The sequence below is a fragment of the Egibacteraceae bacterium genome, from assembly GCA_040905805.1.
Classification (GTDB): domain Bacteria; phylum Actinomycetota; class Nitriliruptoria; order Euzebyales; family Egibacteraceae; genus DATLGH01.
Genome location: JBBDQS010000066.1, coordinates 1 through 1,102, shown reverse-complemented (window position 1 = coordinate 1,102; position 1,102 = coordinate 1). Strand labels below are relative to the sequence as shown.

Below are 1,102 nucleotides of genomic sequence, written 5' to 3'. Positions count from 1 at the left end.
GCGACACGCATGCCGCAGCCCGCGTGATGTCGAGGCTCGGGCGGGTTCTCGGCCGCACGGGTCGTCGCGACGAGGCAATGGCACGGGGCGAACTTGCCTTCGACGTCATCTCGGCGGACGAGCCGGACGAAGATCTCGCGCTGCTGGCCGCGAGTCTGTCGCTCGGGTACTGGTTCAGCGGCGATCGCGAGCGTGCCGCCGAGCGGGCCGAGGTGGCGCTCGACATCGCAGAGGCGCATAAGTACCCGGTGGCGCTCGCGATCGCGCTGCGCGCGAAGGCGGCCGTCGCCCACAGTCGGGGACACGCCGAGGAGGCAGAAGCGCTGCTGAAGCACGCCCTCCGGATCGCACTCGACCACGACGTCGTGGAGGAAGCTCGCGTCTGCTACTTCTGGCTATCCGACCGGTGCTTCCAGCGCGACGAGTACGGCGATGCACTGGGATATCTCGACGAGGCCCTAGCCCTCGCCCGCAGGCTTGGGGATCGACCCAGCGAATGGTCTGTGCTGGCGGAGCGAACGTACCCCGTGTTCATGCTCGGCCGCTGGGACGAGGCGCTCGCGGCGAGCGAGGAGTTCACGCAGGAGCACATCGATGCCGGCGGCCTCATGCTGAGCATGCTCGAGTCTGCGGTCGAGATACATATCCAACAGGGCGAGCTCGACAGCGCACGCCGCACCTTCTCGATGTTCGCGCGTCTCGAGGAGTCCACCGACGTCCAGGAGCTCTCCGGTTACCTTTCAGCGCGAGCCTCACTGCGCCGAGCCGAGGGGCGGCCGCGGGAGGCACTCGCAGACGGCGAGGCGGCAATCGAGACGGGCCGCACCTTCGGCATCTCCGCTCAGGCCGCCAAGCAGGGTCTCGTCGAAGCGGCAGAGGCAGCGTTCGCCCTGGGCGAGGCAGCAAAGATCGAGGAGCTGCTCGCCCTTGTCGAAGGCGTTCCGCCCGGTACTCGGCCGCCGTACCTGGACGCTCAGGCGAGGCGCTTCCGGGCGCGCCTGGATGGCAATCCGTCCGGCTACGAGGCCGCCGCCGAGCGCTTCCGCGACCTCGGCCTTCCCTTCTGGCTCGCGGTCACGCTGCTCGAGCACGGCGAGCTGAC

General features: G+C 69.1%; 1 protein-coding gene. It reads left to right on the top strand.

The features are described from left to right. Positions 1 to 1,102 (top strand): hypothetical protein (locus WD250_07445; protein MEX2620037.1); only part of this gene is annotated, 1,102 nt, incomplete at both ends.